This window comes from Pelagibius sp. CAU 1746 (assembly GCF_039839785.1).
Classification (GTDB): Bacteria; Pseudomonadota; Alphaproteobacteria; order Kiloniellales; family Kiloniellaceae; genus Pelagibius.
Window position 1 is genome coordinate 917,370 of sequence record NZ_JBDOQT010000001.1, and the last position, 23,395, is coordinate 940,764.

Here is a 23,395-nt window from a genome sequence, read left to right on the forward strand (position 1 = left end):
TGTCGCCTGGCTTCGGCATTCGCCAGGGATCAAGCGGGTTAGGCGCAGGAGATCTCGGCTTCGTGGCGGACCGGGAAGTTCACGGAATTGGCGATGAAGCAGGTGGCATGGGCGTCCTCGTGCAGGGCCTCGCCCCGCGCCAGGTCGCTGCCGGGGGCCAGGACCACACGGGGGCGCAGAATGACCTCGGTAAAGCGTCCGCCGCGGCCCTCCTGCTGCATGGTGCCGGAGGCTTGATCCTCGTAGGCGACGACTTCCAGTCCCTCCAGGGACGCCAGTGCCAGGTAGGACAGCATGTGACAGGATGACAGCGCCACCACCAGAAGGTCCTCGGGATTGTGCAACTTGGGGTCGCCGCGGAAGGCCGGGTCGGCCGACCCGGTCAGGGAGGGCTTGTCCTGGAAGTCGACGCGGTATTCGCGCGAGTAGCTACGGTAGTCGGTGGTGCCGCCGCCGGCGCTGCCGGTCCAGGTCAGCTTGGCCTGATAATGATGGTCCTTGGGCCGGGGCATGGGGTCTTTTCCTTCCGAATGGTGTCGTTCTCACTGCGCGGCCAGTTGTGCCGCCGCGGCTGTCATCTCGCGGTTCCAGGCGTTGGCCCGGCGGGTCTCGGCGCGCTCCGACAGCAGGGCGCGGGCGACCGCTGCGCGGCCGGCCTTGACCGCCGCGTCGATCAGCAGTTGCTCGAAGAGGTCGCGCTGGGCGTGGCTGCCGCCCAGGCGCTTCAGCGCCCGGCGGTGCGGCAGCAGGGTCTCCACCGCCTCGCCGTAGCGTCCGGCGGCATGGGCCAGGATGGCCTCGCCCAGCGGCAGGCCGATGTCGCGCGCGACCTCCGCCTCGGTCCCGTCTCCGCCGGCGAAGCGGGCCAGGCTGTCCAGCAGGGCCTTGGCCTCGCCGCCGCGCTGCTTGGCGGCCAGCGCCATGACATAGTGGGCGTCGGCGAAGATCAGCATGTGGTCGCGGCCCAGGACCGCCGCCTTGTCGGCCAGTTCGTCCCAGCGGTCGCCCACCTCGATGCCGCGCTGCTGCAGGCGCCACAGCAGGGCGACGGCGTTGGAGATGTCGAGGTAGTCCTCGGAACGGTCGCCACGCACCTTGCCGTCGTAGTGCGCCAGCACCTCCTCGACACGGCCCTGGTCCAGCAGGAAGAGGCAGCGGTGCCAGTAGACGTGGTAGGCGAAGTTGTTGCAGCCGCCCCAGGCGGTCTCCAGCCCGTCGATCCAGGAGGCGCCCTCTGCCGCGCGGTCCTGCATCTCCATGACGTGGGCCACGGCGTGGGCCGCCCAGATGTCGACGGGATTGATCTCCACGGCTTCGCGACCGGCGGCCTCGGCGCCGGCGTAGTCGCCGGACTCTTCCAGGGCGAAGGCCTTCAGGCCCAGCAGGTAGCCGTAGCCGGGCACGTCGTCGTCCCAGGCGTAAAAAGGCCGCGTGACGGAGCCGCGCATGGCCGGCGCGTCGCCCAGGTAGAAGTGCAGGTACTGCGCCAGCTTCAAGGCCACGATGTCCAGCGGATGGTCGATCAAGATGGCGTCATAGCAGGCGGCCGCGGCCTGCATGTCGCCGCTCAGCCAGGTGTCCAGCGCCGTCAGGTGGTCCGTCTCGCGCCGCGTCAGGCCGTTCCGCTCGCCGGCTGCCGTGGCGTCGGCCAGCGCCTTGGCGGCGCGGGCGGCGAGGTCGCGCTTGGCGAAGAGCAGCAGGAAACAGCCTTTCAGGCAGTGCGCCAGAGGCATGCCGGGATCCAGGGTCAGGGTTTCCTTCAGCCGGTCGCCGGTGGCCAGTTGAAAGCTCAGGTAGGCTTCCACCGTGGCGTCGAAGGCGCGCAGGGCCTCGGCGCTGGCCGCGGTCTGCGGCAATCCCCTGATGTCGTGCAGCATGATCTCTCGATTCCCGCCGTCTCGGCGGCGCACACCTTAGCGCCACTGCGCCGCCCCGTCGATTCCGCGCTTTCGGGGAAGGGTGCTAAGCTTGCCCGCAAGAACAACGATGAAGGGGAGGAATACCGTGGTTACGCCCTTGGCAGAGACGACGGAGCAGCCCCGCAGCTTCAGCACCGCCGACATCGGCGCGCTGGCGCACCTCTATAGGGCCGAGGTCTACCGCAGCACCATCTGGCGCACCCGCCTGGACAACACGACCAACTGGTCGGTGGTGACCCTGGGCATCGCCCTGTCCATCACCTTTTCCTCCAGGGAGGCCTCGCCGGTGCCGCTGGTCCTCGTCGGCATCCTGGTGACGCTGTTCCTGATCCTGGAGGCCCGGCGTTACCGCTACTTCAACGTCTGGCGGGCCAGGGCGCGCTGGATGGAGACGCACTTCTACGCCCCCATGCTGCGCGAGGGCGATCTGCACACCGAAGAAGGCTGGCAGGACACCCTGGCGGCGGACTATCTAACACCACACTATCATATCTCTTTCCTGCGCGCGGTCGGCCGCCGCCTGCGCCGCAACTACGTCTGGATCCTGCTGATCCAGACCGTTGCCTATTCAGGCAAGATCGTCATCCATCCGGTGCCGGTCAGCGGTCTCACCGAGCTGGTGGAGCGCGCGGCCATCGGGCCGCTGCCGGGCGAGCTCATGCTGCTCTGCGGCGTCCTCTACAACGCCGCCTGGATCGGCACCGCGCTGGTGACGCTGCACCTCGACAAGGTGAGCCACCGCGATTCCAAGGAGACCGCGGCGATGGGCTGAGCGGCCTGCGCCGCCCAACCGCCGCAACTGCGCGACGGCTCCAGGCTGCTCTTCTCAGTATCGCCAAGCCGCCGCGCCCGGCAGGCGACCGCGCCGCTGCGATGCAACATCACTAAGTTGTCAATTGACAACTTATGCAACGCAGATCGAAGCTCCCCTCTCCAAGGCCCATTTGGGGAGTCCCGTCATGCGCCGATATCCGTCTGTCAGTTTCGCTGTCTTGCTTGCCGCCGCGCCTGTCGCCGCGCAGGCGGCCGAGGTCACCGTGCGGATGGAGGGCGCCAATTATGTGCCGGCGAAGGTCGAAGCGCGGGTCGGCGACCGTCTCGTCTTCCTCAACGATGATGCCGTCGATCACAACGTCTTCGTGCCGACCGCCGGCCATGGCGTCGATCTGGGCAAGCAGGCGCCGGGCAGCAGTTCCGAACTGCCTCTCGGCAAGGCCGGCGCGTTCGAGGTGGAATGCGTCATCCATTCGGCGATGCGCCTTGCGGTGCAGGTCAAGCCATGAGGGAGGTGAGGATGAAACGCACCATGGCGCTGGTTCTGGCGGGTCTTTTATTGTCGGCCAGCGGCGCCGCGGCCGGTCCCGAGCGTGTCGCCTTTCCGGCCGGCTACCAGGATACCTTCGTGCGCTATCTGGACATCGACCGCCCGGACCGCAAGACGAAGCGCTTCTTCTACGTGAACCCGGCGGCGCTTGAGGCGGCGCAGGCCGGCGCGCCACTGCCCGATGGCACGGTGCTGGTGATGGAGGACCATCCCGCCGAACTGGACGGCGAGACGCCCCGGCGTGACGCCGAGGGCCGCTTCATCGCCGCGCCGGAAGTTCGGAACGTCTTCGTCATGGAGAAGCGGACGGGCTGGGGCGCGGCCTTCCCGGCCGGCAAGCGCAACGGCGACTGGGATTACGCCTGGTACGATGCGACCGGCAAGCTGAAGCACAGTGATCCGGCACGCTACGAAGGCTGCTTCAACTGCCACCAGTCGCGCGCCGAACGCGACTACACCTTCACGTTCTTTAAATACGTCGATGACCTGAAGCGCTGAGACGGGGCCTGCCCGCAGGGCGATGAGGCGCGCCTGCCGCTGCGCCTCAACATGAGGAGATTTCTCCGCCGCGGTACCGGCTTAACCTCACCTCCGCACGCAAGCCGCAGATGCGGGGGCCTCTATCCGCGCCGCCGCCGCGGCGTCAATTGCGGCACCGCCAGGCCGGAGTCCGCGGCGGCTGCGTGAAGCTTCACGATCGACTGCCGTGCGCCGGCGACGAAGGTCTCCACCTGCAGGCGGATGACATCGTCGACGGACTTCGGCATGGGCATCTGATAGACGTGACGGCGAATGCCGAGGAAGACCACGGCGCCGTGCAGCGTCATGGCCAACTCCCGCTCGCCGCGCATCATCTTCTTCTCGGATAGCCCGGGAAGGCGGGCTTCGCTGCGCAGCGCGGCTATCACCGGGGCGAAGATGCGCTCGGTCAGGCGGGCGCCGTGGCGACCGGGAAGTGATTGCCCGTCCAGTCCGCTGCGTACGAAGAGCCGCATGGAAAGTGCGGTGCTCTGGGCATGATAGGCAATGTAGAAATCGGCAAGGCGCTCTTCCAGCGGCCTCTCGGTATCCGCCAGCAGAGTGTCCCATTCGGGCTTCCAGCGCTCGCCGAAGACTTCCGCCAGTACGGCGTCGATCAGCTCCTGCTTGGAGCGGAAGTAGCGGTAGATAAGCGCCTGGGTGACGCCGAGCCGTTCGGCGAGCGCCCGCGTCGTGCCCTCGAAGCCGGCTTCGGCGAAGAACTCCGCAGCCGCCTGCAGCAAGTGCCGGCGCCGCTCCCCGCGCGCCAGGCGCTGCCTGCCGGGTTTGTCGGGGGTACGGCGTCTTGCGGGCTCGGCGGCCATGATAGGGATCTCCTTCCGGTCCCCGCAGTATGGCACGGCGGACCCGTGGCGCGCGACTGGGCTCTAGGGCGCCACGATGCCCGCGGCGTGCAGTGCCAGCCCTGTCACTGCGGCGGCGGTCAGAAGCAGCCCCGTGCCGACCCGAAGGCGGAACACGGCAAGCAGCGCGGCCGCGGCCAGGGCCGCCGCCGCCCAGTCGATGGAGGTGAGCACCGGCCGGGAGAGGTCCAGGCCGAAGTGCTGGAAGGGCACGACCTCGCGGAAGACCACGTGCAGGGCGAACCATAGCGCCAGGTTCAGGATGACTCCGACCACGGCGGCGGTGATCGCGGTCAGCGCCGCCGACAGCGCCGGGTTGCCGCGCAGCCGCTCGATGTAGGGCGCACCCAGGAAGATCCACAGGAAGCAGGGCGCGAAGGTGACCCAGGTGGTCAGGAGCGCGCCCAGCACCCCGGCGGCCAGCGGCGTCAGGCCGCCGGGATCGCGGAAGGCGCCCATGAAGCCGACGAACTGGGTCACCATGATCAGCGGCCCCGGCGTGGTCTCCGCCATGCCGAGCCCGTCCAGCATCTCGCCGGGGGCCAGCCAGCCGTAGGTGTCGACCGCCGCCTGGGCGACGTAGGCCAGCACGGCATAGGCGCCGCCGAAGGTCACCACCGCCATCTGGCTGAAGAACAGCGCGATGTCGCTGAACACGTTGTCCGGCCCCAGCAGCGCGAGCAGCGCCGCGGTCGGCGCCAGCCAGAGGAACAGCAGCAGCGCCGCGACCTTCAGCGTGCGCCGGCGCGCGGGTTGTGCGTGGCCGGGGACCTCCACGCCCAGGATGGTCTGGGCGTCGTCCACCTGGCTGCTGCCGACGGTGCCATGGCCGCCGCCGCCGGCAAAGGCCCTCAGGCCGCTCATCGCGCCCAGGGCGCCGATCAGGCCGGCGCCCAGGATGATGGCGGGGAAGGGCACCGCGAAGCCGAAGATGGCGACGAAGGAAGCCGCCGCCAGCCCCACCATGACCGGGTTCTTCAGGGCGCGCCGGCCGATGCGCACCACCGCCTGCAGCACGATGGCGAGCACCGCCGCCTTGAGCCCGAAGAACAGCGCCGCCACCGCGCCGAGGTTGCCGTAGAGCGCGTAGATCACGCTGAGCCCCATGATGGCGAGCATGCCCGGCAGCACGAAGAGCAGGCCGGCCATCAGGCCGCCGGCGGTGCGGTGCAGCAGCCAGCCGATATAGACGGCGAGTTGCTGGGCCTCCGGGCCGGGCAGCAGCATGCAGAAGTTCAGCGCGTGCAGGAAACGCGCCTCGCCGAGCCAGCGCTTCTCCTCCACCAGGATGCGGTGCATCACCGCGATCTGCCCGGCCGGCCCGCCGAAGCTCAGCGCCGCCACGCGGCCCCAGACCGCGACGGCCTCGCCGAAGCTGGGCCAGGCGCGGCCGTCGGCGCCGAGGCGTTCGGTTTCCAGGGCTGAGGTGCTACTGGGCATGGCGGATCTCCTGCGCGGCGCGCGGCCGGCCTTGGGTCTCGGCCGCCGCGTCGCGGGCCCAGAGATAGAAGGCGTCGTAGAGTGCCATGGCGGCCTCGAGCTGCGCCAGATCGTCCGCGTGGCGCCGCGACAGGCCCAGGCAGGCGGCGCGCAGTCCGGCGGACTCCGCCGCCAGTTCCGGCCGCCCGGTGTCGGCGCCGCGCACCACGGTGGCGAGGCGCTCCAGCGCCGGGGTGGCGAGGCCGAGCTCCTCGACCATGGTGTCGAAGCTGCAGCCCTCGCCGCGGTGACCCCAGAAGGCGCCGTCGATGTCGAAGGCCGCGGCGCCGAAGCGCTCGGCCACCGCCGCCACCTCAGACGGCGCGACGTAGAGGAAGACCGCATCGGGGTCGACGAAGCGGCGGATCAGCCAGGGGCAGGCCAGGCGGTCGACCTTCGGCCTGGCGCGGGTGACCCAGAGGGTGCGGCCCTGCGCGTCGCGCGGTGGCAGTCGGTCTTGCGGGATCAGCGGCAGGCCGGCGGCGATCCAGCCCTGGAAGCCGCCTTCCAGAACCATCGCCCGGGCGCCCGCGTGCCGCAGCCAGGCGGCGGCGCCCTGGCTGATCTTCAGCCCGCGCTCGCAGTAGACGACGGCCTCTTCGCCCGCAAATTCGGCAGCCCACTCTGCGGCGGCGAGGCCGGGGCGGTTGAGGGCCGTGGGAAGCCGGCGGGGGTCGGCGGCGAGATCCTCCTCGATGCGCGCATCGATAACGCGCGGCGCGCCGGCGCTGCCGAGGCGGTCGAAAAGTTCTTGTGGTGATATCAGCGTTTGGTCAGGCATGCGCGTTCCTTCCTTCAAGCAGGACCAGAACGCGATTCTTGGGCACACCGTTTCGGACTGGCCGCCTGACGGGGAGATCGCGGACCCCCGAGGGCCGGGATTAAAACGCCGGTTGCGACCGCATGTCAAGTAAAGCGTCAGCGCCAGTAGGCCAGGGCGTCCTGCAATTCGCGCGCATGGCAAGCGGCGGCCTCGGGCCCCTGGTCGGGCCCCGCATAGCGGCCCAGTTGGTTCAGAAGCTGGAAGAAGCCGCGGCCCGGGATGCCGTCGCCCGCGGCGTTCCTCTGCGCCCGGCTGACCGCCAGGGCCGCCAGCAGCGGCCGCCCGGCGGCATGGTCGTCGCGCACCAGGGCCTCCAGCAGTTCGGTCAGGCGGTGGATGGCATGGGGGCCGGGAAAGGCGACGCGCCAGGCCAGGTCCTGATAGGTGACCGTCTCGCCCGCCTTGGCACAGGCGGTCAACTCACGGCGCAAGGCTTGCAGCAGACTCTGGTCGTCGGCGTGTGTTTCGGTCATGGTGCGGGTCCGGTTTCCCTGGAACGCAGAGTTGCAATGAAAGTACTGGTTACAGGCAGCGCAGGTTATCTGGGCGAGGCGCTGGTGCGCAGCCTGCGGCAGCGCGGGGACCAGGTCGAGGGCCTGGACATCCTTGCCTCGCCCTGTACGACCCGGCAAGGTTCGCTGACCGACCGGGCCTTCGTCCGTCGCTGCTTGCGGGACGTTGCGACGGTCTATCATGCGGCCACGCTGCACAAGCCTCATGTGGCGACGCACAGCCGCCAGGACTTCATCGACACCAACATCACCGGCACCTTGAACCTGTTGGAAGAAGCGGTGGAGGCGGGCGTCGGGGCCTTCGTCTTCACCAGCACCACCAGCGTTTTCGGTGATGCTCTGGTGCCGCCGCCCGGTGAGCCCGCGGCCTGGATCACCGAGGAGGTGGCGCCGGTGCCGAAGAACATCTACGGCGTCACCAAGACGGCGGCCGAGAATCTGTGCCAGCTTTTCCATCGCCGTTTCGGCCTGCCGGTCGTGGTGCTGCGGACGTCGCGCTTCTTTCCGGAGCCCGACGACAGCCCGGCGATGCGGGACGGCTATGCGGATGCCAACGTCAAGGCGAACGAGTTCCTGGCGCGCCGGGTCGACATCGAGGATGCGGTGACGGTGCACCTGCTGGCGGCCGAACGCGCCGCGGCCCTTGGCTTCGGGCGCTACATCGTCAGCGCGACTACGCCCTTCGGGCCCGATGATCTGCCTGAGCTGCGCCGCGATGCTGCCGCAGTGGTGCGCCGCCTTGTGCCGGCCTACGAAAACCTCTATGCCGCGCACGGTTGGCGGATGTTTCCGTCCCTCGACCGGGTCTACGTGAACGCCAAGGCGCGCGACGAGCTGGGCTGGCGCCCAACGTACGACTTCGCCCAGGTCGTCGCGGATCTGGCAGCGGGCCGCCCGCTTGGTAGCGCGCTGGCGCGCGAGATCGGCTCCAAGAGCTACCACGCCGAGGTCTTCGCTGAAGGCCCCTATCCGGTGGAGTGACGACTTGCGCAGCTTCGATGTCATCATCCTCGGCGCCGGGGCTGCCGGCCTCATGGCCGCCATCGAGGCGGGGCGGCGCGGCCGCGCGGTGCTGGTGATCGAGAAATCGAAGAAGCCGGCGGAGAAGATCCGCATCTCCGGCGGCGGGCGCTGCAACTTCACCAACCTCCATTGCGCCCCGGCGAACTACCTCTCCGACAATCCGCGCTTCTGCGTCTCGGCGCTGAAGCGCTACACCCAGCAGGACTTCCTCGCGCGGGTCGAGGCCGCGGGCATCGCCTGGCACGAGAAGACGCTGGGCCAGCTGTTCTGCGACGGTTCTTCGCAGCAGATCATCGATCTGCTGCTGGGCGACTGCGCGGCGGCCGGCGTCGAGTTGATGGCGGAGACGGCGGTGACGCGGGTCGAGCGGCGCGAGGCGCGCTTCCAGGTCGCGACGGACAAGGGCGACTTTGACTGTGAGTCCCTGGTGGTCGCCACCGGCGGACCGTCGATCCCGAAGATGGGCGCGACCGGTTTCGCCTATGACTTGGCGGAACAGTTCGGCCTCCAGGTGGTGCCGCCGCGCCCGGCGCTGGTGCCCTTTACCTTCGACCCGCTGGTGCTGGAGCAACTGAAACCCTTGAGCGGCGTCTCCGCCGAGGCGGTGGTGTCCTGCGGCAAGGTGTCATTCCGCGAAGCGCTGCTTTTCACCCACCGGGGCCTCAGCGGCCCGGCGATCCTGCAGATCTCCAGCTACTGGCGGCCGGGCCAGGAGATCGTTGTCGACCTGCTGCCCGGCCGCGACGCCTTCGCGGAACTGCGCCAAGCGCGCGGCGACAAGCCGAAACTGGAACTGCACAACCTGCTGTCGGAATGGCTGCCGCGCCGCCTCGCGGCGATGATCTGCGAGGAGGCGGGCATCGACGGACGCCTGGCCGACCTCTCCGACAAGAAGCTGCGCCAGGTGGGCGAGAGGCTGAACCGCTGGCGCCTGAAGCCCGGCGGCACCGAGGGCTACCGCACCGCGGAGGTGACGGCCGGCGGCGTCGACACCGACGGGATCTCCTCCAAGACCTTCGAGGCGAAGTCGGTTCCCGGCCTCTACTTCATCGGCGAGTGCCTGGACGTTACCGGCTGGCTCGGCGGCTACAATTTCCAGTGGGCCTGGTCCTCCGGCCACGCGGCGGGGCAGGCGGTCTGACGTCCGCTTTCGATTGCGGCCGGCGCCGCGCGTTCCTATCTGATCTCTCGAACGCAAGAGAGCGGAGAGAGAGTCGATGAATCCCCAGAGTCTTCTTGAACAGTTTCTCGGCCCCCAGGCCGGCCGGTCGGCCGGCGGCATGGTGGACAGCGCAAAGGAAAGGCTGGCCGGCAGCGGCATGGGCGGTGTGGCTGGCGGGCTCGCCGCCGGCGGCGTGCTGGGGCTTCTGATCGGCAGCAAGAAGGCGCGCAAGACCGTCGGCAAGCTGGCCGGCGGCGCCGTGGGCTACGGTGGCGCGGCGGTGCTCGGCGCGCTGGCCTTCAAGGCCTACCAGAACTGGCAGGCCGGCAAGCAGGCGCCGCAGGCAGGCGCCGCGCCGGCTCCGGCGACACTCCCCGGCGCGCCGCCGCCGGCGGGTTCCAGGTTCTTGCCGGAAACCGCGCCGGCCAATGACGGGCGCCCCTTCGAGCTGGCGCTGGTGCTGGCCATGATCGCGGCCGCCAATGCCGACGGCCACATCGGCCCCGAGGAGCAAAAGACCATCTTCGACAAGGTCGGCCAGTTGCCGCTGGATGCAGAGGCCAAGGGCTTCGTCTTCGACGCCCTGGCCAAGCCCCCCAGCCTGCAGGACATCGCCGGGCTCGCCCAGGGGCCGGAACAGGCCGCCGAGCTGTGGCTGGCCTCGCGCATCGCCATAGATCCCGATCATCCGATGGAGCAGGCCTATCTGGAGGCCCTGGCCGGCCGTCTCGCGCTGCCGGCCGAATTGGTCCAGCACCTGGAAGGTCAAGCGGCCGCCGCGATGGCCTGATTGCCGCCGCGCCGCTTGCCCGCGGCGCGGCTTTTGGCGAAACTCCGGCCCGCTCGACCGACTAAGAGCTGCCTGAAGGCGCGCCGTCCCGTTAATCTCAGCGAGGCCCCCGATGCCGAAGTTCAAGACCCTCGACGACCTGGATGTCGCCGGCAAGACCGTGCTGCTCCGCGTCGACTTCAACGTGCCCATGGCCGACGGTAAGGTCACGGACGCGACGCGCATCGAGCGCGCGGCGCCGACCATCCGGGACCTGACGGCCAAGGGCGCCAAGGTCTTGCTGCTCTCCCACTTCGGCCGGCCCAAGGGCAAGCCGAACCCGGAGATGTCGCTGAAGCCGCTTGTGCCCGCCGTCTCCCAGGTGCTGGGCCAGGAGGTCGCCTTCGCCGAAGACTGCATCGGCGCGCCCGCCGAGGCGGTCGCCAAGGGTTTGAAGGACGGTGGCGTCGCCCTGCTGGAGAATCTGCGCTTCCATGCGGGCGAGGAGGCCAACGACCCGGACTTCGCCGAGGCCCTGGCGGCGCTGGGCGATGCCTATGTGAGCGACGCCTTCTCCGCCGCGCACCGCGCCCATGCCTCCACCGAGGGCGTGGCGCGCCTGCTGCCGGCGGCGGCCGGGCGCCTTATGCAGGCGGAACTGGAGCATCTGGCCGCGGCGCTGGAAAAGCCGAAGCGGCCGGTGGCGGCCATCGTCGGCGGCGCCAAGATCTCCACCAAGCTCGACCTGCTGGGCAACCTGGTGGCCAAGGTCGACGTGCTGGTGATCGGCGGCGGCATGGCCAACACTTTCCTGAACGCCGTCGGCGTAGACGTCGGCAAGTCGCTCTGCGAGCACGACCTGGCGGAGACGGCGAGAGACATCCTCGCCAAGGCCAAGGCCGCCGGCTGCGACGTGGTGCTGCCGACCGACGCGGTGGTGGCCGGCGAGTTCAAGGCCGGCGCCGCCAACGAGACGGTCTCGGTGAAGGCGGTGCCGGCGGACAAGATGATCCTCGACTGCGGCCCGGCGACGGCCGAGCATCTGGCCAAGCGCCTGGCGGCCTGCGCCACCCTGGTGTGGAACGGACCCTTGGGGGCTTTTGAAATTCCGCCCTTCGACGCGGCGACCAACGCGGTGGCCCAGGCGGCGGCCAAGCTGACCAGGGACGGCAAGCTGCTGACCGTGGCCGGCGGCGGCGACACCGTGGCGGCGCTGGCCCACGCCGGGGCGATCGACGACTTCTCCTACGTTTCGACGGCGGGCGGCGCCTTCCTGGAATGGCTCGAAGGCAAGACCCTGCCCGGCGTGAAGGCCCTGGAAGACGCGGCTTGATCTAGGTCGGATCACGATTGGACGGAGCCGCAATGTGGCCCCGTCCAATCGTGTGAATCCGATCGATCTCGAAGGCATAGAGCAGCTTCACAGAGCCGATGGATCGCCTTCGGCGGTTCCCGCCGGCCCTGATCGGCCCTAGTCGAGAACGGCCACGGCATCGACCTCGAAGAGCATCCCATCGAGGGCGAGGCGCGGCACGGGCACGAGGGTCTGCGCCGGCAAGGCGTCGCCGAAGGTCTGCTTCACGGCCTCAGTCATCGCACCGAGTTTGGATTGGTCGTAGTCGACGACATAGGTCGTGATCTTCGTGACCTGGCCGGGCTTCGCACCCACGGCGTCGAGCGCGCTGCGCAGGTTGGCATAGGCCTGTTCGACCTGATCCGAGAATTGCGGCGACAGCTTGCCGTTCGCGTCTTCGCCCCCTTGGCCGGCGATATAGGCGATACGGCTGCCGCCCGTGGCGACGACCGCGTGGCTGTATCCGTTCGGGGCTGGGTCGTAGAGGCCTGCGGGGTTGACGATGGCGGTCGTGGCTTTGGTTTCCTGGGCGCTCGCGTCCGATGAAGCCGAGATCAGCATGATTGACATCACTCCCATTGCTGTTGCCGGTCGGAATAGGGTCGTTCTTTGCATGCCTATGCCTTGTCCGTGGTTGATTGCTCCCCCATTGACGATCGGGCGGGCGTTCTTGTGACGTCCCGTCTGGTGCGATGGTGCTGGAAAGCGTGGCCTGATCGTATCCCCGCTCCCCTTGCGGGAGCGGGGCAGGCTAGTTCAGCCGCGCGGTCAGGATCTTGATGCCGGCGGCGGCGAAGGCGACGGCGAAGACCGCTTCGAACCAGCGGCGCAGCTTGGCGTAGCCGGCGGTCATCGGCGGACTGGAGAACAGCAGGGCGTAGCCGTGGAAGACGACGAGGCTCTGGATGCCGATGGCGGCGATGACCACGGCCAGGGTGGCGGGCGAAGATCCCGCCGGCACGCCGACCGCGTAGAGCGAACCGAAGAAGAGGATCGCCTTCGGGTTGGTCAGATGCAGCAGCAGGCCGCGCCGGTAGGCCGCGGTCAGCGTCGGGGCGAGGATCTTCGTCGCCGCCGGGGCGTCGGGCTTGAGGGCCGAGCGCGCCGACTTCACGGCCAGGAAGATCAGGTAGGCGGCGCCGAGGTAGCGCATCGCCTCGAAGGCCCAGGCGTTGGCCAGCATGACGACGCTGAGGCCCGCCGCCGCGGCGATGGACCAGGTGAGCGAGCCGGTGGTGACGCCGGCGGCAAGGGCCAGGCCATAGCGCCGGCCGGAGGCCATGGAGGTGCCCGCGATGGCCAGGGTCGCCGGGCCGGGGCTTCCGGTCGCGATCAGCGCGGCCAGCAGGATGAGAGGCAGGTTCACGTCACCGGTGATCACTTCTTCCTTTCCTCTCCCCTCTCGGGCGAGGGGTGCGTGGGCTTGGCGAGCGAGGCGAGTTTAGCCGAAGCCGGGCGAGGAGGCAGCAGTCTTGCCGGGCCTTTGACGATAGAGTTGCCTCGTTCCCTCTCATCCCCCCGCTTTTGCTTGGGCCCCTCCCTCGCCGAGGGCGGGGAAGAGATACTAGCCGATGGCGCGCATGGCCTTCATGTTCTGGATCAGCTCGGCGACGGCGGCCTCGGTCATCTCGGGAAACTGAGACTTCAGCGCCGCGGCGCTCACCGTGTCGCGGCTCATGATGAAGCTGACCTGGCTGGCGATGTCGCCCGGCACCTCGACGTGCTGCTTGCCGTCGGTGAGGACCGGGCGGCCGTTCTGCTGCACCACGCGCACGGTCTTGCTGACGCGGTAGCTCTCGCCCGCGCCGGCGGCCTGACTTGTCTGTCGCGCGAGGGCCGGGGCGCAGGGAATCTTCACCTGGTTCACCAGGTCGTAGCTCTTGAATTCGTAGGGCCAGTCTTCGACCGCTTTCACGGCGGCCTGCCGCGCGGCCTTGCCGGCGAGGATCTGCTCGGCCTTCTTGCCGATCTTCTTCAAGAGTTTGCCCAGCGCCTCGTCGTCGGCCTTGTGCGGCAGGTCGGCGCGCAGCTCCGGGTCCAGCACCGCCGCTTCCCAGATGATGCCCAGCAGGTCCAGCGGCTTGGGCAGGGTGACGCCGAAGGCGATGTGCAGGGCGCCGTTCTCCGAGGCCAGGGCGTCGTGATAGAGGCCGCGCGGAATGTAGAGCAGGTCGCCCGGCTGCATCAGCACTTTCTCCGCCACTTCGCCGGCGCGGCGCTCCCTTTCGCTGTCGCCGAACTGGAAGCTGGGGTGGTTGATCGGCGTATCTTCGCGGTTCTCGTAGATGTTCCAGACCTTTTCGCCGTTGCAGTGCACGGCGAAGACCTCGTGTACGTCGCAGTGCGGTCCGAAGGCCTGGTGCTGCGACATCGAGAAGTAGACGTTGGCCTGGCTCCTGCCGCCGGTCGCCTCCTGCAGTTCGTTGGCGAACTGGCGCACACCCGGCGCCAGGGCGTCGATGTCGTTCAATACCACCGAGGCGCCCTTGCCGATCCAGTCCTGCACCAGGTCCGGGTCGGGGCGCAGCGCGCTGCCGTCGCCGCCCAGCGCCAGGGTGCGCGTGCAGTAATCGGGCACCGGCACCGGATTGCGGTCCATGACCAGCTTCAGGGTCTGCGGCGACCAGACGGAGGTCATCGACATGAGCGAGTTGAGCCCCGCCAGGGTCATGATCGCGGCGCTGCGCTCCGGCGTGCCCTTCACGTGCAGGTGCTTCTTGCCGAAGTAGTCCCGGAAGAAGGTTTCGCTACCGACCGGTGCGAGCAAGCTGTCGAGAAGAGAGGTCATACGCCTGGGCCGCTTAGCTCCGCTGTGTGCCTCCAAGGGGGCGACGTGCTCCCTTGGGTATAGGGCGCACCCCGGCCGGGCGCAAGGGCGCCAGGCGCCGGCGGCCCGGGCGGAAGCGCTAGAAGAGGCCGCGGCCCCAGCTCATCAGCACCAGCGCGCCAGCCCCGGCGGCCACGCCCAGGCCGATGTTGCGGCGGGTGAGGAAGAAGATGGCCAGGGCGACGACCGCCGCGGCGATGCGGTCCGGCGAGGCGGCTTCGGCCAGGGGGCCGTTGGGCAGCAGGATCATGCGGGCGATGAGGCCGGCCAGCAGGGCATAGGCGACGCAGGTGACCCATTCGAAGAGGCGGCTGGCGGTGTCGATGCGCCCGGAGAGCGCGACGCCGAAGGCGCGCCAGAAATAGGTCGCCAGCGCGCCGACGATCATCAGGGTCAGGGCCCAAAGCGGGGCGTTCATAGCTGCGTTCTCAGGCACGGCCGCCGCCTCTCGTCTTGGACGGCAGCAGCAGGTCGGCCCCGAAGGCGAGACTGCCGGCCACCACGCCGGTGACGGGCAGGCCCCAGTCGGCGGAAAGCAGGTGCAGCGGCGGGCCGAGCAGGGCGCCCAGGACCAGCGCCAGCATACGCGCGCGGTGGCGGGCGTCGGCGACGAAGACCAGCATGAAGTAGATGGGGTTGAGGAACACCAGGCCCAGGGTGACGAAGCCCGGCAGCCCGCCGGCCAGGTAATAGCCGGCGGCGGTGGTCACCAGGCACATGGACCAGAGGGCGACGCCGAAGCCGGCGAAGTACGGCAGGCGCTGGTTCTCCGGCAGGCGCGGGCAGAGTCGCATGGCCGCCGCCCAGGCGGTCACGGCGACGAAGTGGGAGACGAGATAGTAGCGCCAGCGCGGCGTGCCCGGCGCGCGCAGATAGGGCATGAGGGTGACGGTCATGGGAAGCAGGCGGGCATTGGTCATGGCCACCGCCGCCGCCACCACCAGAAGGGAACTGCCGAGACTGTAGAGCTCGATCACCACGATCTGACCGGGCAGCGCCCAGCCGGTGAAGGTGGAGAAGATCCCCAGCCAGACGCTGAGGCCGGCCCCCTCCACCAGAGAGCCGAACCCCAGGTAGGAGGAGCCCAGCACCAGCATCGGCACGCCGACGCTGTCGCGCATTCCGGCCAGCGCGGCCGCGCGTGGAGAACCGAAGGCCTGGGAATGCTGAGTATTTGAGTCGGTCTTTTTGAACCAATCGTCGCGGGCGCTCATCGGTGGTAAAGCTAACTATTTCGGTGGTTTTCGACCACAGCTATCCGCGCAATGCCGCTATGCGGACAAAATTCTCTAGAAAACGACTCGGATGCTGGGTCAGAATACCCGCCTGGCTGGCGGGAGGCATCGGGCCTGCGCGCCGGGGGTGAGTCCGATGCGGCAGGCAGGGATGTGCGGCGATGGTGAATCTGTTCCCTCCGCCAGAAGAGCCCGGAGAGTTTGCAGAGTGTATTTTTTGAGGTGTTTGTGTTCGAAGGACGAAGGGCGCAAGGCACATCGTTAGGTCACTTCGTGCCGGCGCAGGTTGATGGCGCATCCACCGATCCCGGTGCCCGCCGCCGCGCGAGCCGTTCCGCCTGGGCGCCCCGCCGCCGGGAAGGTGGACTGTGAAACCGCGCAGCGTCGCGCGCGAGAACCATTTCCGGGCGCTGCTGGAAGCGGCCCCAGATGCCGTGGTCATCGCCGATGCCGAGGGACGCATCGTTTTGGTCAATGCGCAGACGGAGCGGCTGTTCGGCTATTCCCGTGACGACTTGGTGGGGCAGCCGGTCGAGGCCCTGGTCCCCGAACGCTTCCGCAGCGGCCATGTCAGCCGCCGCAGGGCTTTTGCGGCGGAGCCGCGCACGCGCCCCATGGGTGAAGGGCAGGAACTCTTCGGACAGAGGGCCGACGGCAGCGAGTTTCCGGTGGAGATCAGTCTGTCGCCGGTGGACATGGAAGAAGGCGCGCTGATCATCGCCGCCGTGCGCGACGTTACCGAGCAACGGCGGATCCATCACGAGATCGAGGAACTGAACCAGCGGCTGGTCCGCGACAACAACGAATTGACCGCGGTGAACCAGGAACTCGAGGCTTTCAGCTACTCGGTCTCCCATGACCTGCGCGCGCCGCTGCGCGCCATCGACGGCTTCAGCCAGGCGTTGGTGGAAGACTACGCCGAGCAACTGGGTGAGGAAGGGCGGGACTATCTCAACCGCGTGCGCCGGGCGGCCCAGCGCATGGGCCTGCTGATCGACGACCTCATCATGTTGTCGCGCGTTACCCGCAGCGAGATGAATCCGCAGGATGTCGATCTCGGCGCCATCGCGCAGGCCGTGGTGCAGGATCTCAGCGCGCGCGAGCCCGATCGCCTGGCCGATTTCGTCATCGACGGGTCTGTGGCGGCCAGGGGCGACGTCCGCTTGCTGCGGATCGCCATCGAGAACCTTCTGGGCAACGCCTGGAAGTTCACGGCGCGGAAGACGCCGGCGCGCATCGAGTTCGGCTGCGGCGTGCATGACGGCGTGACCCACTATTTCGTCCGCGACAACGGCGCCGGCTTCGATATGGCCTATGCCGAGAAGCTGTTTCAGCCGTTTCAGCGCTTGCATGACGACCAGAGCTTCGCCGGTACGGGCATCGGACTGGCCACCGTGCTGCGTATTCTGCGCCGCCATGGCGGCGACATTTGGGCTGAAAGCGAGGTCGGCGAGGGTGCGACCTTCTATTTCACTTTGGACCAAAGATTTGGCAGAGGTTAAGCGATGTCCCCGAAAGTCATCCTGTTGGTGGAAGACAATCCCGACGACGAGGCTTTAGCCCTTCGCGCATTTGCCAAGAACAACATCCGCAACGAAGTGGTGGTGGCGCGCGACGGATCGGAGGCGCTCGATTATCTCTTCGCCCGGAAGGCCTACCAGGGCCGCGACCCCGCCGGTTTGCCGCAGGTGGTTCTGCTGGACCTCAATCTGCCCAAGGTGAGCGGCCTGGAGGTCCTGCGGCAAATACGTGCCGACGAGCGCACGCGGCTGCTGCCGGTGGTGATCCTGACGTCGTCGAAGGAGGAACAGGATATCGTGGAGGGCTACAGCCTGGGCGCCAACAGCTATGTGCGCAAGCCGGTCAACTTCGACGAATTCCTGGCGGCCGCCCGTCAACTCGGGCTCTATTGGCTGCTGCTCAACGAGACTCCGCAACGCCAGCCGGGCTGACGGTCGGAGGATACCTGAATGGGCAAGCCGATACGCGTGCTTCTCGTCGAAGATTCGGCGGACGACGCGGACCTGCAGATCTGGGAACTCAAGCGCGGCGGGTACGACCCCCAGTGCCGCCGCGTTTCCTCTGCGGAGGCTTTCGCCGAGGCCCTGGACAGCCAGCCCTGGGAGGTGATCCTCTGCGACTACACCATGCCCACTTTCAACGGCCTGGTGGCCTTGGCCATGCTGCGCGAACGCGGCCTCGACATACCTTTCATCTTCGTCTCGGGGACCCTCACGGAGGAGATGGCGGTCGAAGGCATGAGGGCGGGTGCGCAGGACTATATCGTCAAGGATCGCCTGAAGCGCCTGGTGCCGGCCATCGAGCGGGAGCTTCGCGAGGCTGAGGCCCGCCGCGAGCAGGCACGCGACCGCGCCGAGCGGGCCATGGCCGAAAGGCGGTTCCAGGAAATTCTCGCGATGGCGCCGGACGCCATCATCGCGACGGACGGGCAGTGGCGGATCACCGTCTACAACCGCGCGGCCGAGGCGCTCTTCGGCCACGGCCCTCAGGAGATGCTGGGCAAGTCGCTGGACCTCCTGCTGCCGGCGCCCTACGTGATCGCGCGCCATTGCCGCCCGAAGCACCCCGAAGGGAAATCCAGTCCGCCGCCGAAGGTTGGCGACCACATCGAGATATCCGCGCGCCGCAAGAACGGAGAGGAATTTCCCGTCGAGGCTGCGGTCAGCAGGCTGGAAGAAGACGGCAAGACCACCTTCATGGTGGTGATCCGCGATATCAGCGAGCGCAAGCGCAGCGAGGAGACGCTGCGCAAGCTCTCCCATGCGGTGGACCACAGCGCGAACCTGATCGTCATGACCGATGCGGAAGGAGTCATAGAGTACGCCAACACCAGCCTGCTGCAGCGCATGGGCTTCAGCGCGGGGGAAGTGATCGGCCAACGTCCCTCGCTATGGAAGTCCGGCAAGTTGAGTGACGAGGCCGCCGCGCGCCTTTGGCAGACGATCCGCGCCGGTCGGGACTGGCATGGCGAGTTCCAGAACCGCTGCAAGGACGGCAGCCTGATTTCGGTGTCGACCACTATCGCGCCAATCCGCAACGACGAAGGGCGCATCACGCACTTCATCAGTATCCAAGAGGACATTACCCAGAGGAAGGCGCTGGAGGCCCAGTTGCATCACGCCCAGCGGATCGAGGCGGTGGGGCAGTTGACCGGTGGGCTGGCGCACGATTTCAACAACCTGCTGACGGTCGCGATCGGCAATCTCGATCTCTTGATCGAGAGCCTCGGCGAAGAGGGGCGGGAGGCGGAACTGGCACAGCAGGCGCTCGACGCCAGCCTGCGGGGCGCCGGCTTGACGCGCCAGCTTCTTGCCTTCTCGCGCCGCCAGCCGTTGGAGCCCAAGGCCTTTGACGTGAACCTACGGCTGCGCGACACCATAGGGCTGTTGCGCCGGACGCTGGGTGAGGGGCTGACCATCGAAACGAGGTTCGCGGAGGATCTCCGCGCGGCCTACGCCGACCCGGCACAATTCGAATCGGCCTTTGCCAACCTGGCGATCAACGCACGGGACGCCATGCCTGATGGCGGAACCTTGACCATCGAGACGGCGAACAAATCGCTGGACGCCGATTACGCCGCCCGGAACGTTGAGGTCGCGCCCGGAGACTACGTCATGCTGGCGGTCTCCGACAACGGCAGCGGCATCGCGGAAAGCAATCTGGACAAGGTCTTCGAACCCTTCTTCACCACCAAAGAGCAGGGGAAGGGAACCGGGCTGGGCCTCAGCATGATCTACGGCTATGCCAAGCAGTCGGGCGGGCACGTGAAGATCTATAGCGAGCTTGGGCACGGCACGACGGTGAGGCTCTATCTGCCCTCCGCCGGCCGGAAGGAAGTGGGTGCGGCGGCGCCGCGCGCGCCGGATGTCGAAAGTGTGCGCTTCGACGCCAAGGTCCTGGTCGTCGAGGACAGTGCGCAGGTCCGCAAGGTGGCAGTCGACAACCTGCGCAGTTTCGGTTTCGAGGTGGTCGAGGCCGGCGACGGTCCGGCGGCGCTGAAGCTTCTGGCCGGCGATGACGGTATCGATCTGCTGTTCACCGACGTCGTCATGCCGGGCGGTATGTCCGGGCCGGTGCTGGCCGAGAAGGCACGGCTGTTGCGTCCCGGTCTGAAAGTTCTCTTCACCTCCGGCTACGCGGAGGCGGCTCTGGAAAACGGGCATGGCTCCGCCCTGGCCGGCATTCTGCTCAGCAAGCCCTATAGAAAGAAAGATCTGGCGCGCAAGCTGCGCGAGGTTTTCCGGTTCGAGGAAGATGGTTCATGATCGCACCGCGACTGCTCATGTGTGACGACGAGGCGGCTATCGGCGCCTTCGTCCGGCATATTGCCGAGGAGCTCGGTTACTCGATGCATTTCACCACCGATGCGGAAGACTTCGGTTCGCTCTACCGGCAAGTCGACCCGCAGGTCGTGATCCTCGATCTGGTGATGCCCGGGACGGACGGGATTGAGCTTCTGCGCTTCCTGGCCAAGCAGCGCAGCCGCGCCCGGATCTTGCTGATGAGCGGTTTCGATCCGCGCATCCGCGACGCGGCGCGGCTCTTGGGGGAGGCCCATTCCCTGGATATGGCGGGCGTCGTCGCCAAGCCCGTGCGCGCCGCCGAGTTGCGACGGCTGCTCGCCGGGCTCGGCAGCGGGCTGGGTGGCGGCCTGGACGGCGGGCCGGACGGCGGCTAGAGCAGATCAGGGTGGGCCGGACTCGCCGAAGGCGATCCGCCGTCTCCGTGACTCCAATGTAGGACGCGGCGTTCAGATAACCCGGTTGGGGGGCAGGCGGACGATGGCCTTGGTGCCGACGCCGGGCTGGCTTTCCAGCTTCAGGCTGCCGCCGTGCAGCTTCACGAAGCCGTCGGAAAGCGGCAGGCCCAGGCCGGTGCCTTCGAACTGACGGCTGAGGCGGCTGTCGACCTGCTCGAAGGGGGCGAAGGCGCGGGGAATGTCCTCCGCCGCGATGCCGATGCCGGTGTCGCTCACCTCGAAGATGAAGCTGCCGTCGACGCCCCGGTGCGCGGCCAGGTCGACGTGGCCTTGCTCGGGCGTGAACTTGATGGCGTTGGACATGAGGTTCAGCAGCACCTGCTTCAGCTTGCGCTCGTCGGCCCTGAGGCGCGGCAGGCCCTCCGGCAGGTTCGTCGAAAGTCTCAGCGCCGCGCGCTTGGCGCGTTCGGCGACCAGGCGTTCGACGGCGCTGACGATGTCGTAGGGGCAGACCTCCTCGTCGCGCAATTCGTGGGCGCCGGCTTCGATCTTGGCGACGTCGAGTATGTCGTTGATCAGGGTCAGCAGGTGTTGCGCGCTCTCGTGGATGTCGGCGGCATAGCTCTTGTACTGGGCGCTGCCCAGCGGCCCCAGAAGTTCGCTCTCCATGATCTCGGAGAAGCCGATGACGGCGTTCAGCGGGGTGCGCAGTTCGTGGCTCATGTTGGCCAGGAACTCGGTCTTGGCGCGGTTGGCCAGTTCGGCGCTCTCCTTGGCGCTGATCAGCGCGTCCTCGCGCTGGCGCAGGGCGGTGATGTTCTCCGCCGTGCCGCGGTAGCCGAGGAAGTTGCCGCTGTCCGGGCAGTAGACCGGCAGGCCGTTGAGCCGGAACAGCAGCGCCTCGCCGTTGCGGTGCTTGACCTCGATCTCGACGTCGCGGAAGGGGGTGTGGCGTTCGCTGGTGGTCAGGGACAGCAGCTTGGGCGTGCGCTCGAGCGGCAGGTCGTTCAGCGAGCGGCCGATGATTTCCCGCGGGTGATAGCCCAGCGCGTCGTGAACGCGCGGCGAGACGAAGGTAAGGGTCAGGTCCCGGTCGGTTTCCCACACCCAGTCGGAGACCAGCCGCGTGGTGTCGTCCAGCCGCGTGGTGGCCTGCACCAGGGCGGTGGCCGTGGCCTTCAGTTTGGTGGTCGGCTCATAGACCACGGCGGTGGCCCGCAGGCCGCCGTCGGTGCCGCGGATCGGCCGGCGCTTGGCGCGGTAGTATTCGGTGCGGCCGTCGATGATCAGTTTGTGTTCCTGGCTGACGGCGAGAGGCGTGGCGTCGCCGCCCTGCGGCAGCAGGCCGAGTGTGGTTGGGGTCGGCGCCGCGTCGGCCGCGGCCAGGGCCTCGGCGATCTTGTGGTAGCCCCTGTTGGCGTAGATCACCGAGCCGTCGCCGTCCAGGATACAGGTCGGCGGCCCTTCCTCCAGCAGTTCGTTCTGCAGGATACCCAGAAGCTCCTCGAGGTTCTGGCTGTGGCTGGCGGGCTCCATCGCCGGAGCCTTGGGCAGAGACACCGCTTTCGGCGCCCCGCCGGACTCGGCGTTGCGTGCCACCATCTTGGGTTTGCCTACATCCGTCGTCACCGGCCCCGTTTAACCCCTGCCTTCTTTGATGCCCGTACGTCGTGTCTTGTTCATTTCCAGATCCTGTACCGCGGCCTGGAATCCGGGATCGCGCTGCCAACTGCGCAGCACGTGCTGGGCGTCCTCGCGCTTGGTTCTGTCGAACAGCCGCGTCGCCCGCGCCAGGTCGCCGGGCGAGGTTTTCTGCCCGCCGGAGCCGGCGCTGCGGCTCAACAGGAACAGCGTGGCGAAGTCCTGCTTCGAAACCCCCATGGCCAGGCTGGCGATCGCCAGGCCCTCGCCGCCCGGGCCGTAGAGCACCTCGGCGCGCCGTGGCATTGCAATCCCGGTCCACTCCTCGAACAGCGCCTCGAAGAGCGGCACCTGCCCCTGGCGCAGCGTCTTGATCAGCAGCGCGGCGTTGACGGGGCGCTCGGCCGCCATGGACCGCGCCAGCTCGCCGGCGGTCTTCTCCAAGTTATCGCTCGGACCGTTGCCGTTGCGATAGTCCTCCACGCTGTCCAGGACGCTGCCTTCCAGGGCGTCGTCCAGGGCGGTGGGGTGAATGTCGTAGTTCTGCAGGATCTCGCCGCGCAGGCTGGCGGCGACGACCCAGTAGAGGCGGGCCGCCAACTCGGCGGTCAGGTCCTGGCGGCGCACCAGCGGTTCCTGGTAGCTGTCGATATGCTCGGCCTGCTCTGCCAGATAGGCCAGGGTGGCCTTGGAGATGCGCGCGCTTTGATTCTCCAGCAGGGCGGTGATCACGTCGCTGTCCTGGGTGTTGACCAGTTCGTCGGACACGGCCTCGCTGAGGTCGCGGCGGCGGGCGATGGCGATCTGATGCTGGCGGCTGCGGTGCTGAATGATGCGGATCAGCTCCTCGTCCGACAGCAGGGTGGAGCGCAGCAGCACCGGCTGGGCGACGGCGAATTCGTCGTTGGCCAGGGCGACGATCAGGGCGTGGGGGGCCGCCGCGTTGCGGGACAGGCGCTCGGCCAGCCGCTGGCGGATCGGAACCTCGAATTCGTGGATCAGCTTGTCGAGGATGTCGAACATCAGGTCGCGTTCCTGATCGCTCAGCATGTGCTCGCGCTCGAGGGACAACTGAGCGATGCGCGTCGTCAGCTGTTCGCGACCCTCAATCGACTTGTCCAGCGCAAGCTGTAACAGAGAATGAAGATCCTGATCCTGATCGTTCATTCAGCTCTTCCCGATTTCCCCGGCCGCCCGGTCCGATCCGTGCCGGAGCCTCACCATG

General features: G+C 68.1%; 24 protein-coding genes. 11 read left to right on the plus strand and 13 right to left on the minus strand.

Annotation, left to right across the window (positions count from 1 at the left end):
- Positions 1 to 38: 38 nt before the first annotated feature.
- On the minus strand, positions 39 to 512 hold the full coding sequence (locus AAFN88_RS04335; RefSeq protein ID WP_347518474.1) for an OsmC family protein: 474 nt from the start codon (positions 510 to 512) through the stop codon (positions 39 to 41).
- A 30-nt stretch (positions 513 to 542) separates the two neighbouring features.
- A complete protein-coding gene (locus AAFN88_RS04340; protein WP_347518476.1) occupies positions 543 to 1,877 on the minus strand; it encodes a tetratricopeptide repeat protein in 1,335 nt (444 codons plus the stop codon).
- A 127-nt stretch (positions 1,878 to 2,004) separates the two neighbouring features.
- Between AAFN88_RS04340 and AAFN88_RS04345 the strand changes: the two genes are divergently transcribed.
- From AAFN88_RS04345 to AAFN88_RS04355, 3 genes are all read left to right on the plus strand, one after another.
- The gene (locus tag AAFN88_RS04345) at positions 2,005 to 2,691 is read left to right on the plus strand and encodes a DUF2270 domain-containing protein (protein WP_347518478.1); all 687 of its coding nucleotides are present in this window, start codon (positions 2,005 to 2,007) and stop codon (positions 2,689 to 2,691) included.
- A gap of 187 nt (positions 2,692 to 2,878) precedes the next feature.
- Entirely contained in the window at positions 2,879 to 3,202 is a 324-nt protein-coding gene (locus tag AAFN88_RS04350) for a hypothetical protein (protein WP_347518481.1), read from the plus strand.
- Between the two features lie 11 nt (positions 3,203 to 3,213).
- Entirely contained in the window at positions 3,214 to 3,741 is a 528-nt protein-coding gene (locus AAFN88_RS04355) for a cytochrome P460 family protein (protein ID WP_347518483.1), read from the plus strand.
- Between the two features lie 122 nt (positions 3,742 to 3,863).
- Here the strand turns inward: AAFN88_RS04355 and AAFN88_RS04360 are convergent, their stop codons facing one another.
- From AAFN88_RS04360 to AAFN88_RS04375, 4 genes are all read right to left on the minus strand, one after another.
- Positions 3,864 to 4,586, minus strand: a complete 723-nt coding sequence (locus AAFN88_RS04360) for a TetR/AcrR family transcriptional regulator (RefSeq protein WP_347518485.1) — start codon at positions 4,584 to 4,586, stop codon at positions 3,864 to 3,866.
- A gap of 63 nt (positions 4,587 to 4,649) precedes the next feature.
- Positions 4,650 to 6,065 carry a chromate efflux transporter gene (gene chrA, locus AAFN88_RS04365; RefSeq protein WP_347518487.1) on the minus strand — a complete coding sequence of 472 codons (1,416 nt, stop codon included), beginning with the start codon at positions 6,063 to 6,065 and terminating at the stop codon, positions 4,650 to 4,652.
- Positions 6,055 to 6,885: a sulfurtransferase/chromate resistance protein gene (locus AAFN88_RS04370; RefSeq protein ID WP_347518489.1), complete on the minus strand. Its 831-nt coding sequence runs from the start codon at positions 6,883 to 6,885 to the stop codon at positions 6,055 to 6,057. Before AAFN88_RS04370 ends, chrA begins: the two co-directional genes overlap by 11 nt.
- 137 nt (positions 6,886 to 7,022) lie before the next feature.
- Positions 7,023 to 7,400, minus strand: a complete 378-nt coding sequence (locus AAFN88_RS04375) for a hypothetical protein (RefSeq protein ID WP_347518491.1) — start codon at positions 7,398 to 7,400, stop codon at positions 7,023 to 7,025.
- A 36-nt stretch (positions 7,401 to 7,436) separates the two neighbouring features.
- Between AAFN88_RS04375 and AAFN88_RS04380 the strand changes: the two genes are divergently transcribed.
- The 4 genes from AAFN88_RS04380 (at position 7,437) to pgk (ending at position 11,726) form a co-directional block, all read left to right on the plus strand.
- Positions 7,437 to 8,420, plus strand: coding sequence for an NAD(P)-dependent oxidoreductase (locus AAFN88_RS04380; RefSeq protein ID WP_347518493.1), 984 nt, complete (start codon positions 7,437 to 7,439; stop codon positions 8,418 to 8,420).
- A gap of 4 nt (positions 8,421 to 8,424) precedes the next feature.
- Positions 8,425 to 9,603 (plus strand): NAD(P)/FAD-dependent oxidoreductase, encoded by a 1,179-nt coding sequence (locus tag AAFN88_RS04385; RefSeq protein ID WP_347518495.1) that lies wholly within the window; start codon positions 8,425 to 8,427, stop codon positions 9,601 to 9,603.
- Positions 9,604 to 9,679: 76 nt separating this feature from the next.
- Entirely contained in the window at positions 9,680 to 10,414 is a 735-nt protein-coding gene (locus AAFN88_RS04390) for a tellurite resistance TerB family protein (protein ID WP_347518496.1), read from the plus strand.
- 112 nt (positions 10,415 to 10,526) lie between these two features.
- Positions 10,527 to 11,726, plus strand: coding sequence for a phosphoglycerate kinase (gene pgk / locus AAFN88_RS04395; protein ID WP_347518498.1), 1,200 nt, complete (start codon positions 10,527 to 10,529; stop codon positions 11,724 to 11,726).
- Positions 11,727 to 11,864: 138 nt separating this feature from the next.
- On the opposite strand, the gene AAFN88_RS04400 is transcribed toward pgk, so the two are convergent.
- The 5 genes from AAFN88_RS04400 to AAFN88_RS04420 form a co-directional block, all read right to left on the minus strand.
- Positions 11,865 to 12,308: a RidA family protein gene (locus AAFN88_RS04400; RefSeq protein WP_347518499.1), complete on the minus strand. Its 444-nt coding sequence runs from the start codon at positions 12,306 to 12,308 to the stop codon at positions 11,865 to 11,867.
- Between the two features lie 190 nt (positions 12,309 to 12,498).
- The gene (locus tag AAFN88_RS04405; protein WP_347518501.1) at positions 12,499 to 13,128 is read right to left on the minus strand and encodes a LysE family transporter; all 630 of its coding nucleotides are present in this window, start codon (positions 13,126 to 13,128) and stop codon (positions 12,499 to 12,501) included.
- 183 nt (positions 13,129 to 13,311) lie between these two features.
- Complete coding sequence (locus AAFN88_RS04410; RefSeq protein ID WP_347518503.1) at positions 13,312 to 14,535, minus strand: cupin domain-containing protein; 1,224 nt, start codon at positions 14,533 to 14,535, stop codon at positions 13,312 to 13,314.
- Between the two features lie 118 nt (positions 14,536 to 14,653).
- Positions 14,654 to 14,992 carry an AzlD domain-containing protein gene (locus AAFN88_RS04415; protein ID WP_347518505.1) on the minus strand — a complete coding sequence of 113 codons (339 nt, stop codon included), beginning with the start codon at positions 14,990 to 14,992 and terminating at the stop codon, positions 14,654 to 14,656.
- A 10-nt stretch (positions 14,993 to 15,002) separates the two neighbouring features.
- Entirely contained in the window at positions 15,003 to 15,788 is a 786-nt protein-coding gene (locus tag AAFN88_RS04420) for an AzlC family ABC transporter permease (RefSeq protein ID WP_347518507.1), read from the minus strand.
- A gap of 389 nt (positions 15,789 to 16,177) precedes the next feature.
- Between AAFN88_RS04420 and AAFN88_RS04425 the strand changes: the two genes are divergently transcribed.
- From AAFN88_RS04425 to AAFN88_RS04440, 4 genes are read left to right on the plus strand one after another with little or no spacing between them, the layout of a single operon-like run.
- On the plus strand, positions 16,178 to 17,311 hold the full coding sequence (locus AAFN88_RS04425; protein WP_347518509.1) for a PAS domain S-box protein: 1,134 nt from the start codon (positions 16,178 to 16,180) through the stop codon (positions 17,309 to 17,311).
- Between the two features lie 3 nt (positions 17,312 to 17,314).
- A complete protein-coding gene (locus tag AAFN88_RS04430) occupies positions 17,315 to 17,761 on the plus strand; it encodes a response regulator (RefSeq protein WP_347518511.1) in 447 nt (148 codons plus the stop codon).
- An 18-nt stretch (positions 17,762 to 17,779) separates the two neighbouring features.
- Entirely contained in the window at positions 17,780 to 20,095 is a 2,316-nt protein-coding gene (locus AAFN88_RS04435; protein WP_347518512.1) for a PAS domain S-box protein, read from the plus strand.
- Positions 20,092 to 20,508, plus strand: a complete 417-nt coding sequence (locus AAFN88_RS04440; protein ID WP_347518514.1) for a response regulator — start codon at positions 20,092 to 20,094, stop codon at positions 20,506 to 20,508. Before AAFN88_RS04435 ends, AAFN88_RS04440 begins: the two co-directional genes overlap by 4 nt.
- A gap of 72 nt (positions 20,509 to 20,580) precedes the next feature.
- Here the strand turns inward: AAFN88_RS04440 and AAFN88_RS04445 are convergent, their stop codons facing one another.
- Together AAFN88_RS04445 and AAFN88_RS04450 are read right to left on the minus strand one after the other, a co-directional pair.
- The gene (locus AAFN88_RS04445) at positions 20,581 to 22,158 is read right to left on the minus strand and encodes a PAS domain-containing sensor histidine kinase (protein ID WP_347518515.1); all 1,578 of its coding nucleotides are present in this window, start codon (positions 22,156 to 22,158) and stop codon (positions 20,581 to 20,583) included.
- Between the two features lie 9 nt (positions 22,159 to 22,167).
- On the minus strand, positions 22,168 to 23,337 hold the full coding sequence (locus AAFN88_RS04450) for a DUF2336 domain-containing protein (protein ID WP_347518516.1): 1,170 nt from the start codon (positions 23,335 to 23,337) through the stop codon (positions 22,168 to 22,170).
- Positions 23,338 to 23,395: the final 58 nt, after the last annotated feature.

Excerpts from the sequence above, each read along its gene's own strand:
- AAFN88_RS04335 (WP_347518474.1), bottom strand. The coding sequence starts at position 512 with ATGCCCCGGCCCAAGGACCATCATTATCAGGCCAAGCTGACCTGGACC.
- AAFN88_RS04340 (WP_347518476.1), bottom strand. The coding sequence starts at position 1,877 with ATGCTGCACGACATCAGGGGATTGCCGCAGACCGCGGCCAGCGCCGAG.
- AAFN88_RS04350 (WP_347518481.1), top strand. The coding sequence starts at position 2,879 with ATGCGCCGATATCCGTCTGTCAGTTTCGCTGTCTTGCTTGCCGCCGCG.
- AAFN88_RS04355 (WP_347518483.1), top strand. The coding sequence starts at position 3,214 with ATGAAACGCACCATGGCGCTGGTTCTGGCGGGTCTTTTATTGTCGGCC.
- AAFN88_RS04360 (WP_347518485.1), bottom strand. The coding sequence starts at position 4,586 with ATGGCCGCCGAGCCCGCAAGACGCCGTACCCCCGACAAACCCGGCAGG.
- chrA (WP_347518487.1), bottom strand. The coding sequence starts at position 6,065 with ATGCCCAGTAGCACCTCAGCCCTGGAAACCGAACGCCTCGGCGCCGAC.
- AAFN88_RS04370 (WP_347518489.1), bottom strand. The coding sequence starts at position 6,885 with ATGCCTGACCAAACGCTGATATCACCACAAGAACTTTTCGACCGCCTC.
- AAFN88_RS04375 (WP_347518491.1), bottom strand. The coding sequence starts at position 7,400 with ATGACCGAAACACACGCCGACGACCAGAGTCTGCTGCAAGCCTTGCGC.
- AAFN88_RS04380 (WP_347518493.1), top strand. The coding sequence starts at position 7,437 with ATGAAAGTACTGGTTACAGGCAGCGCAGGTTATCTGGGCGAGGCGCTG.
- AAFN88_RS04390 (WP_347518496.1), top strand. The coding sequence starts at position 9,680 with ATGAATCCCCAGAGTCTTCTTGAACAGTTTCTCGGCCCCCAGGCCGGC.
- pgk (WP_347518498.1), top strand. The coding sequence starts at position 10,527 with ATGCCGAAGTTCAAGACCCTCGACGACCTGGATGTCGCCGGCAAGACC.
- AAFN88_RS04400 (WP_347518499.1), bottom strand. The coding sequence starts at position 12,308 with ATGCTGATCTCGGCTTCATCGGACGCGAGCGCCCAGGAAACCAAAGCC.
- AAFN88_RS04410 (WP_347518503.1), bottom strand. The coding sequence starts at position 14,535 with ATGACCTCTCTTCTCGACAGCTTGCTCGCACCGGTCGGTAGCGAAACC.
- AAFN88_RS04415 (WP_347518505.1), bottom strand. The coding sequence starts at position 14,992 with ATGAACGCCCCGCTTTGGGCCCTGACCCTGATGATCGTCGGCGCGCTG.
- AAFN88_RS04420 (WP_347518507.1), bottom strand. The coding sequence starts at position 15,788 with ATGAGCGCCCGCGACGATTGGTTCAAAAAGACCGACTCAAATACTCAG.
- AAFN88_RS04430 (WP_347518511.1), top strand. The coding sequence starts at position 17,315 with ATGTCCCCGAAAGTCATCCTGTTGGTGGAAGACAATCCCGACGACGAG.
- AAFN88_RS04435 (WP_347518512.1), top strand. The coding sequence starts at position 17,780 with ATGGGCAAGCCGATACGCGTGCTTCTCGTCGAAGATTCGGCGGACGAC.
- AAFN88_RS04440 (WP_347518514.1), top strand. The coding sequence starts at position 20,092 with ATGATCGCACCGCGACTGCTCATGTGTGACGACGAGGCGGCTATCGGC.
- AAFN88_RS04450 (WP_347518516.1), bottom strand. The coding sequence starts at position 23,337 with ATGAACGATCAGGATCAGGATCTTCATTCTCTGTTACAGCTTGCGCTG.